We start from the raw sequence: 2835 nt of genomic DNA, 5'->3' as shown, positions 1-2835 counted from the left end.
GCGGGCTTCGGCGCGGGTCAGGTTCCTACCGGGCAAAGGGGCCTCCAGAAGAAGATGGATACTGCCGGCCGGCCGCGGCCGCGGTCGCCGGCGATACTGTGAAATTATTCTTTCACGTTAGCGGCCCTTGGCAAGTTAGCCCGGTCACAACCGGCCCCAAGGCCTTTGCGCCCAGCCCACGATTTGCCACGAATGGCCGCTAAGCCGATGCGCTTAGCGGCCATTCGCGTCAGATCGGTGCGGTTGGGGCGGCCACGTTGACGTTGCCCCGGCGGTCTCTTCTTGCTCGTGGCGAGGTCCGGGCGCCGGACTACATGCCTGATGCCACATTTGCTTCCCGTCCACCTCCTGACCTGCGCGCACGTCCCCAGATCCATCAAGGTGCGTCCGCGGTAGCGTTGGAGCATGGGAAAGATCCGTGACTCCGTCGATGCCAGGGCGCTGCGCTTTGCCATCGGTTTCCCCCTGATGCTGGCGGCAGGATTCGTTGTGTGTGCGCTTCTGGTACGCCCGGATCTGCCCGAGCCGCTGGCCGTCCGCTGGACCGCCGCCGGTGCCGCCGACTTTGCGCCGTTCGTGACAGTCGCGGGAGCCGGAGCCTCGCTGATCGTGGTGATCGGCTGGGCCGTGCTGCTGCAGGCCGTGCCGCTGTCGCGCCCCGCGATGATGCGCCGCATCATGATGGGCGCCGGCCTGTCCATGAGCCTGTTCGTCACCACAGTCCTTGCCGCCGTGCTTGTGGGCCAGCTGGGCCTGCCCGATGCGCGGGGATCCCATGTGGACGCCTCGGTCCTGGCTCTCGGCAGCGGCGCGGCCCTCGGCCTGGGCGTTGTGATGGGTTTTGTCTTCAAGGCCGACGAGCGCTGGTCCGTTGATGACGACGTCGCCGTCCGGCAGGCGCTCGAGCGTGAACAGGATCCGGATTTGGCCAGGGACCGGGTCAGCCTCTGGGTCCACGCCCGCAGCTCCATCTTCGTCATGCTCGGCATCGCAACGCTTCTGCCGGCCGCCCTCCTGACCGTTGCCGTGCCGTGGCTGTCTGTCCTCCTGGTGGCGGCGGCCCTGGTGGCCGCGGCGTTCCTGGTGGCCCGGATCCGGGTCGACCGCGGCGGCCTGCACGTCTTCGCGGCAGGCTTCGTCCGGGTCATGGAAGTTCCGGCCGCGGCCATCGACGCCGCGACGCCCAGGGACGTCACGGCGGCGGACTATGGCGGGTGGGGCTACCGGACCCATGGCAACACCACCGCGATGCTGGTCAGCAGCGGCCCCGCGGTGGTCATCGACCGCTCGGACGGGCGCCGGCTGGCGGTGAGCGGCGGCAGTGCCACCGCGGCGGACAATATCGCCCAAACGCTGTCCCGGGTGGCGGACAGGGCCCGGCGGAACGGCGGGACCACCGCCGTGTAGCACGGCCGTGTAGCACGGCGGTGTCGGTCCCCGGTGGAGTAGGACGGTGGAGCAGGACGGCGGAGTACGACGGCGTGCCGGGCCTGTGTAACACGACCGTCCAGTGAGGGGTTCGGCGGGCTGCAGCAAGGTCCCGGGAGGCCCGGCCTAGTAGGCTTGGACCAGACCCCAACCGCCCCGGCCGCCGCCCGGCGCCGCAACCGAACGGAACAGCCGTGACCATTTCTGACCTGCCCCGCGTGCACATTGCCACCGACCACGCCGGAATGGAGCTCAGCGCCCACCTGGTCAGCCACCTCGGCGCCAAGGGCTATGAGGTGGTGGACCACGGACCGAAGGTCTACGACGCCCTGGATGACTACCCGTCGTTCTGCATCAACGCCGCCCTCGCCGTCGTCGCGGACCAGGAGGCCGGAACCCACGCCCTCGGCATAGTCCTCGGCGGCTCTGGCAATGGCGAGCAGATCGCCGCCAACAAGGTCAAGGGCGTCCGTGCCGCGCTGGCCTGGAACCTGTCCACCGCCCAGCTGGCACGTGAGCACAACGACGCCAACGTCGTCGCCGTCGGCGGCCGCCAGCACAGCGTCGACGAGGCCACGGAAATCATCGAGGCGTTCCTGGCCGAACCCTTCAGCAACGATGAGCGCCACGTCCGCCGGATCGGCAAGATCGCCACGTACGAGCGCACCGGCGAGGTCATCGACTAGTGCCGGAGGGGCATTCCGTGCACCGGCTGGCCCGCCAGTTCGGGGACGTCTTCGCGGGGGAGCGGCTCGCGGTCTCCAGTCCGCAGGGCCGGTTTGCCCAGGGCGCGGCGCTGCTGGACGGCCACACCCTCGTCAGTTCCTTGGCGCACGGGAAGCACCTCTTCCTGGAGTTCGGGCACGGGCTTCTCCTGCACGTCCACCTGGGTCTCTATGGCGCCTGGGATTTCGGCGGTGACGCCACCTTCCGCGGCGCCTCCAGCATTGGCGCGCCCCGGAAGGTGGGGGAGCGGGAAGTCTACGACGACGCTGAGGCGGCCGGGCTGGCCGCATATGAGGGCCCGCCCGCGCCGGTCGGTGCCGTCCGGGTCCGGCTCGCCGGCGCGCACGGCTGGGCCGATCTCCGCGGCGCGACCACGTGCGAGGCGATCACGGACGCGGAAGCGGCGGCCGTACTGGCGCGGCTCGGCCCGGACCCGCTGCGGAACCTTCCGGGAGACCGGGACACCTTCAGCGCCAGCGTGGCGGCCAAACGCACACCGCTGGCGGCCCTGCTGATGGACCAAAAGGTGATTGCCGGCGTCGGGAACGTCTACCGGGCCGAACTCCTGTTCCGGCAGCGGCTCAACCCCTGGCTGCCCGGCGCCGAACTGTCACCGGACGCGGCCCGCCGGCTCTGGGACGACACCGCGGCCATGATGACCGACGGCGTCCGGGACGGCCG

The 2835-nt window shown here is 70.2% G+C and carries 3 protein-coding genes; all 3 read left to right on the top strand.

What is annotated here, in order from left to right; all coding sequences use genetic code 11:
- Nucleotides 1-405: 405 nt before the first annotated feature.
- Nucleotides 406-1407 (top strand): hypothetical protein, encoded by a 1002-nt coding sequence (locus tag LQV45_RS24035; protein ID WP_230009138.1) that lies wholly within the window; start codon nucleotides 406-408, stop codon nucleotides 1405-1407.
- Nucleotides 1408-1622: 215 nt separating this feature from the next.
- Complete coding sequence (locus tag LQV45_RS24030) at nucleotides 1623-2114, top strand: ribose-5-phosphate isomerase (protein ID WP_290370304.1); 492 nt, start codon at nucleotides 1623-1625, stop codon at nucleotides 2112-2114.
- Nucleotides 2114-2835: DNA-formamidopyrimidine glycosylase family protein (locus LQV45_RS24025; RefSeq protein ID WP_230009137.1), on the top strand; the 722-nt coding region annotated here is incomplete at its 3' end. The genes LQV45_RS24030 and LQV45_RS24025, both read left to right, overlap by 1 nt.

This window comes from Microbacterium sp. Bi128 (assembly GCF_918698205.1).
The sequence above is the reverse complement of the archived record's forward strand: the minus strand, read 5'-3'. Positions and strand labels throughout refer to the sequence as shown.